Annotated in this window: 9 protein-coding genes; 2 read left to right on the top strand and 7 right to left on the bottom strand. The window is 69.4% G+C overall.

Features of this window, described 5'->3' with window-relative positions:
- The 6 genes from ACILRF_RS04605 to ACILRF_RS04580 all read right to left on the bottom strand — a co-directional run.
- Positions 1 to 415, bottom strand: a 415-nt coding sequence (locus ACILRF_RS04605; protein WP_395671095.1) for a prepilin peptidase, incomplete at its 3' end; no start/stop codon positions are given.
- A gap of 15 nt (positions 416 to 430) precedes the next feature.
- Complete coding sequence (locus ACILRF_RS04600) at positions 431 to 598, bottom strand: Flp family type IVb pilin (RefSeq protein ID WP_395671094.1); 168 nt, start codon at positions 596 to 598, stop codon at positions 431 to 433.
- A 65-nt stretch (positions 599 to 663) separates the two neighbouring features.
- Positions 664 to 837, bottom strand: a complete 174-nt coding sequence (locus tag ACILRF_RS04595; protein ID WP_395671093.1) for a Flp family type IVb pilin — start codon at positions 835 to 837, stop codon at positions 664 to 666.
- Positions 838 to 997: 160 nt separating this feature from the next.
- Entirely contained in the window at positions 998 to 2,269 is a 1,272-nt protein-coding gene (locus tag ACILRF_RS04590) for a pilus assembly protein TadG-related protein (RefSeq protein WP_395671092.1), read from the bottom strand.
- Positions 2,266 to 2,643, bottom strand: coding sequence for a TadE/TadG family type IV pilus assembly protein (locus ACILRF_RS04585; RefSeq protein WP_395671091.1), 378 nt, complete (start codon positions 2,641 to 2,643; stop codon positions 2,266 to 2,268). Before ACILRF_RS04585 ends, ACILRF_RS04590 begins: the two co-directional genes overlap by 4 nt.
- Positions 2,640 to 3,035, bottom strand: a complete 396-nt coding sequence (locus tag ACILRF_RS04580; protein WP_395671090.1) for a TadE/TadG family type IV pilus assembly protein — start codon at positions 3,033 to 3,035, stop codon at positions 2,640 to 2,642. The genes ACILRF_RS04585 and ACILRF_RS04580 overlap by 4 nt, the downstream gene beginning before the upstream one ends.
- Before the next feature lie 383 nt (positions 3,036 to 3,418).
- Here ACILRF_RS04580 and ACILRF_RS04575 point away from each other — a divergent pair, with 383 nt between their 5' ends.
- Together ACILRF_RS04575 and ACILRF_RS04570 are read left to right on the top strand one after the other, a co-directional pair.
- Positions 3,419 to 3,805, top strand: a complete 387-nt coding sequence (locus tag ACILRF_RS04575; RefSeq protein WP_395671089.1) for a hypothetical protein — start codon at positions 3,419 to 3,421, stop codon at positions 3,803 to 3,805.
- 21 nt (positions 3,806 to 3,826) lie between these two features.
- Entirely contained in the window at positions 3,827 to 5,626 is a 1,800-nt protein-coding gene (locus tag ACILRF_RS04570; RefSeq protein WP_395671088.1) for an ATP-binding protein, read from the top strand.
- Here ACILRF_RS04570 and ACILRF_RS04565 read toward each other — a convergent pair.
- Positions 5,623 to 6,258: a response regulator gene (locus ACILRF_RS04565; protein ID WP_395671087.1), complete on the bottom strand. Its 636-nt coding sequence runs from the start codon at positions 6,256 to 6,258 to the stop codon at positions 5,623 to 5,625. The genes ACILRF_RS04570 and ACILRF_RS04565 overlap by 4 nt on opposite strands.
- Position 6,259 lies beyond the last annotated feature (1 nt).

Here is a 6,259-nt window from a genome sequence, read left to right as displayed (position 1 = left end):
GCAGGCCCTCGCCCGTCTCGCCGGCCGGCGGTGCGGGCATCAGCCGGCGGGCCGGGCTGAGCATCAGAGCCGCAAGCACGGCCCCGCTCGCCGACATCGCCAGCGCAAATTGCGAGAACAGGGCCGAACCGGCCCAGAGGGCGGCGGCCGTCGCCAGCTTGACGTCGCCGCCGCCGACCCATCCCCGGCCGAACAGTAAGGCGCCGCACAGAAGAACCCCGAGGCCGACCACCAGCCCGTCCAGCATCGTGGTCGGCCCCAGGACGAACCCTGCGAGGCCATAGCCGAACACAACGGCCACGCAGAGACGATTGGGAATGGAATAGCGTCGGATGTCGCCCGCCCCGGCCAGGATCATGGCGCCGCCGGAGAGCAGCGCGCCCGCGATCAGCGGCAGGTCGAGAGCGTGCGGCATGGCGCGTCCCGTCCTTTACTTCGCGATTTCTTCGCCGATGGTCGTGAACTTGGCGGCGAGGTTGGTCTTAACCGAGGTCAGGCCGCCGACGACCCCTAGGGCGATCAGGGCAGCGATCAGGCCGTATTCGATGGCCGCCGCACCCTTGCGGTCGGCGGCGAGGCGGCGGGTGAACTTGATCATGGAAATTCCCTCGAACTGGAGGTCGGCCGAGGACGGACCGGAACGTCCGGCCCGTCGTCTAAGCATTACTGGGCGTTGGTGATCGCGGTGCCGATCGAGGTGAACTTCGTCGACAGATTGGTCTTCACGGTGGTCAGGCCGCCGATGACGCCGAGGGCGATGAGGGCGGCGATCAGGCCATATTCAATCGCGGTGGCGCCCTTGCGGTCGGCGATTAGCTTCTTGGAGAACTTAATCATTGGTGATGTCCCGTGTGCGTGAAGTTGTTTTCGACGTTTAATCATCGATGACGAACAAATACGATTAGGAACTCGCCAGAACAATGCGACATTGCGACATTCACTATTCTGTATATTTTCTTCGTCTATGCCGAAAGTCATAGACCGAGGTAGAGCGCGACTATTCGACGAGGCCGGGCTTTCCGCCGCCGCCGAGCCGCACGCCGGCGCCCGCGCAATTGACGCGGAAGGTGGCGTTGCCGTTGAACAGCACCTCGTCGGCCAGGAGCTGGATGCACTGCGATCCGCCGCCGGCCTGGGCGCCGCCGTTGAACGTGACCGTCTGCTTGGGGAAATAGAGGGCGCCCTGGAAGTTCGCCGTAGCGCCGCCGTTGATGATGTTGTTTCCGGAGGGCGCCCGGCGATCCTGATAGAAAAGCAGGCCGGCGAGGGAACCCGATGTCGGCGCCTTCAGGTCCATGTAGGAGTCGCCGTTCATGGTCAGGGTCGAATAGTTCGAACCGGTGCTGCTGGTCAGGACTATGGTCACGTCCTTGCCGGTCACCCGGGCCCCGCCGTTGATGATGAAGGCGCTACGATCGAAGACGTAGACCCCCGGCGCCAGGTTCACCGTGGCGTTTCCGTTGATGTTGAATCCGCCGTTGCAGTAGCGACGGATGGTCTGGCCCGCGGCCGGCGCCAGGTCATACGTCCCGCCGCTGTTGATGGTCGGCGGCGTGGTGCACGGCAGGGATTCATAGGGCGGAAGCGGCACGTCGGCGTAGGGGTCCGGCAGAGCCTTGCGCCCGGTGTGCACGCCGCTTTCGGCATCGATGACGGCCGATCCGTTGGTGAAATAGCCGCCGACCAGCTCAACGCTCTCGGCCCTGAGGGTGGCGCTGCCGTTCAACAGCAGGGCTTGGGAGTTGGCGGAGTTGGCGTAGAGCGAGCAACCCTCGAGGTTGACCTCGGGGTTGCCGTTGATCAGCACCGAATAGGCCTCGACCTTGTTGAAGGCGACCACGCAGGCGTTCGCCGCCGCGCCCATGCGGGCCACGGCCCGGGCCCGAATAGTCGGAGCGCTTTTCATGAATAGGCCAGAGAGGAAGCGGGGCGCCGGGCGAGTGACCGTCACTTCCACGGCGTCGGTGTCGCCGATGAAAGCCCCGGAGGTCGGCGGCCCGCCGACCTGCACCGCGACCCCGCCGACGTCGTGGCGGAGGCCGTAGCGGGCGGCGACGGCGCGGGCCTGGGTGGTGACGTCGTCGCCGGACGACATGCCGACAGCGGCGCTGTAGGCGGCGGAGTCGGCGGCGTGCTGGGCCTGGCGGCGCAGGTTGTACCAGCCGCCGGCGTCGACCCCGAGGCCGACCAGCCCCAGAAGGGCGACCATCGAGACCCCGACGGTGATGGCGCTGGCGCCCGAGCGGTCGTGGACTAGGTCCGAGATCATGCCCGGCAGCTCCGCGCCTTGAGCAGCGGGGCCGGGAAGAACTTCCGGAGCACGAACTGATGGCGGACCTCGGCGGCGACCTGGACGCCGCAGGCCGGGGTGGTGACGACGAAGACGCCGGCGGCGACCTGCGGCGAGGCGGCTTTTCCGGCGGCGTAGGCCGCGGTGGCGGCCGGTGTGCCGCACAGCGCGGGACGGACCGCGGCGCAGCGGGCTCCCTCCTCCACCGCAAACTCGAGCGAAGCCTGGGTCCAGCCGAGACGGCCGAGCTCCATGGCGCCCGTCAGCATCAGCAGCAGGACGGGCAGGACGAAGGCGGTCTCGACCGCCGCGGAACCTCGACGGCAGGCGGTCAGCCGGGCGGGCGGGCTCATGGCGTGCGCACCATGGCTTGGCCGCGCAGGCTCTGCGGGACTACAAAGCCTGGCCACGGCATCAGCGGCGCAAAGTTCGCCCGGGCGGAGATCAGGATATACTTGCCCGAGCCGCGGCCGCCCGCGCAGGTGACGGCGGTGGTCTCGACAACGGCGCCGCCCACCACGCAGCCGAGGAACTGGCGCGGAGCCGGGTCGAGGGTGGTCGTTACTCCGTTGGCGGCGGTCACGGCGCTGCGCACCCCAGCCTCGTTCCAGCCGTGCCGTTGAACATAGTCGGCGCCGGCCTGGGCCGCGGCGTTGGCCTGCATGCCGCGGGTGATCAGCCGCGCGCCATCAATTGCGCCGGCAGCGATGAGCAGCAGCACCGGCGCGACGAGGGCGAACTCCACCGCCGCTCCGCCCTGGCGGTCGTCTGCGAGCCTGCGCGCCCGGTGCACAAGAAGTGTAAGGTCGAGACAGATCATGTCCTGCAGTCATGACGATGTATTGGCGCGCCGGTCGGCCACCCGACGGCGGCTTCTTCCTGCCGCTGCAAGATCGGTGGCGGGCCGGGGAATGTCCCGGCGGGGAAATGTCACACGAAATCTGGACAGGCCGAACGGACTACCGCGCGGGACACGGATGTCGGCCATGCGTCGGATACAGGTGTTGATTCCACGCCGGGAATCGCTGGCCAACGGCCAACCTAGTCCTCTTGGCCTAGTCGTGCGGCCGAAGTGCAAACGCGGAGGCGGTCCCGCACCCTGGCCGGCGATTCGCAATCGGAGTCGCCGTGACCTCGCCTGAACACACCGCCCTAGTACTGCTGCTCGAGGATGATGAGGACGCCGCCGAGGCGTTCGCGATCCTGCTCGCCGACTGGGGCTATCGCTGCGTGCGCGGACCAGCCCTGAGTCCCGCCGCGGAGACGCTCGGCGGCCGGCTGGAAGCGGTGGCGGCGATCATCTCCGATTTCCACCTGGCAGGCGGCGAGACCGGTCTCGACGCCGTGCGCCGCGCCGCGACGCTGGGGGCCCGAGCGCCGGCTCTGTTGATGACCAGCAGCCTGCGCGGCGCGGCCCGACGGCAGGTGGAGGCGGCCGGCCACCGGGTCATGGAAAAGCCTGCTGATCCGCGCCGCATCCGGGCCTGGCTGGACCTCAACCTCGTCGCGGCATAGGCTGCGCGCAGAGGTTGTGGATTGCTAAACCCGATCGAGACGGTACGCGAGCGGGCCGCCGCCCTCGGGCTCGCGATCTGGGCGCTCATCACCGCGGCTCTAGCGGTCGGAGTCTTCGTCTGGGCCCTGACCATCCAGGCGATGGACGGCCGGGCGGCGAGCGAGCGCGCGGCGCAGGCCGCTGACCAGCACCAGAACGCCACCACCGCCGCCCTCACGCTCCTGCTGGCGGTCACCGACGCCGAGGCCGGCGTCCGCGGCTATTTGCTGACCGGCGAGGCCGGGCTGCTGCGGCCGCTGACCGTGGCGCGCGCGCGGGTGGCGGCGGCGGCGGAGTCGCTGCAGCACTTCGCGGCTCTCGGACCCCATCACGCAGGCAAGGTCGGGGCCGCCGTTGCAGCCGCAGACGCCCGGCTGCTGCTCGCCGAGCAGGCAGCAGTGGCCAGCGACCGGGAGAGCGCACTCGGTTTCGTCCGCCAAGCTGAGGGGAAGCGGCTGTCGCTGGAGCTGCGTCGCCGAGTCGAGGAACTGCTGATCGCGGCCTACGACAACGAGGAGGCGATCCGCCGGATCGAGGCGCGTGAGGTCGGGCGCGGTCGCCTGGCGCAGGCCGCGATGGCGGCGGTGACCCTCATCGCCATGCTGCTCGCCATGGCGACCATCATCTACGAGCGCGGGGCCGCGCGGCGGGCAAACCTGCTGCAGGCGCGGCTGAACGCCGAGCTGCGGCAGGCCAGCGATCAGGCGCGCGAGGCGAGCGCCGCGAAGTCCCGGTTCCTCGCGACGGCGAGCCACGACATGCGCCAGCCGCTGCACGCAATGGCGCTCTACATCTCGGCCCTCGAGCGCCGTGTCGGCTCGGACGAGGCTCGCGATATGCTCGCCAAAATGGACAGCGCGGTGCGTTCGATGACGCGGCTGTTCAACGCCCTGCTGGACCTGGCGCGGCTGGAGGCCGGCGTCCTGAAGCCGGAGGCGATGGACTTCGCCATCGACGCCCTGCTGGCCGACGCCGCCGAGCACGCGGTAGGCGCGGTGAAGGTGCGGGTGGCGCCGAGTGGCCTGCACGTCCACAGTGATCCGGACCTGCTAGAGATCATCCTGCGCAACCTCGCTGGTAATGCCGTGAAGCACTCGCGCGGCGGGCGCGTCCTGATCGGCTGCCGCCGGGTCGGGCCGAACGTGCGGATCGAGGTGCACGATAACGGAGCCGGGATCGCGCCAGACAAACTGCAGGCGATATTCGGCGAGTTCGTGCGCGGCGAAGCGGCGCGGGGGAGCCAGGGCGTCGGCTTGGGCCTCGCCATCGTCGAACGGATGGCGGACCTCCTGAACCACCGGCTGACAGTCCGGTCTGAGCTTGGCCGAGGCAGCGTCTTCGCGATTACGGTCCCGCGGGCCGCGGCGGCCGGGATGGCGCCCGAACCCGCGGCCGACGACCTTCTGGATCTGGAAGGCGCGCGGTTGCTGGTGGCCGACGACGAGCCGCTCTCGCTGGACGCCATGGCCCAGGCGCTGCGGGATGCCGGCGCGCAGGTGACCACGGCGGACTCCGCGGCGGAGGCGCGGGCGCGAGGACTGGCTGCGTTCGAGCTATCTGTACTCGATCTCGACCTCGGCGACAGCAGCGCCCTCGACCTGCTGGCTGCTGTGGAAGCACAGACCGGCCGTCCCGCGCGGGCGCTGATCGTCACCGGGTCGACGTCGCCGGAAGTGCTAAACCGGCTGCGGGATTCCGGGCGGGACTGGATCTCGAAGCCGGTCGACGCGGGCGTCCTGACCGCCCGCGTCTGCGCCGCCCTGCGACGGAGAGCGACCTAGACGCGGCTGACCATCAGCCTGGAAATCGCCTCAGCGCGGCTGCGGACCCCCAGGGCGCGGTAGATCGCCGCCAGGTGGATCTTCACGGTGCCCTCCGCGACGGCAAGGGTGCGGGCGATCTCCTTCGACGAGCGGCCGAGCAGGAGTTCGTCGAGCACCTCGCGCTGACGGGCGGTGAGGTTGTCGACGCCTGGCATGTGCAGTCGGGCCCGCGGCCGCGGCGGCTCGACGCCCCGGCGGGTCAGGGCGCGGGGCACGAACATCGCGCCGTCGAGCACCTGGCGCAGGGCTGCGACCATTTCGGCCACCGACAGGGTCTTGGGGATGTAGCCGTCGACCCCGGCCGCCAGACAGCCCATGACGTCGTCCTTGGCCTCCGATGCGGAAACCACCACCACCTTGGCGGCCGGGAAAGCCTCGACGAGGGCGCCGACCGACTCCGGTCCGGATTCACCGGGCATGTTCAGGTCGACGATGATGAGATCGACCGTCCCCTCGGCAGCGGCGAGATCCTCGAGCCCCTGGTCCAGTGTCTCGGCTTCGATCACCTCGTCGGCGTCGAGTTCCTCCAGCAGGACATGCCGCAGGCTATCCCGGATCAGCGCATGATCGTCGATGACCACGGCGCGCATA

Source organism: Phenylobacterium sp., from assembly GCF_044236515.1.
Lineage (GTDB): Bacteria > Pseudomonadota > Alphaproteobacteria > Caulobacterales > Caulobacteraceae > Phenylobacterium.
The sequence above is the reverse complement of the archived record's forward strand: the minus strand, read 5'-3'. Positions and strand labels throughout refer to the sequence as shown.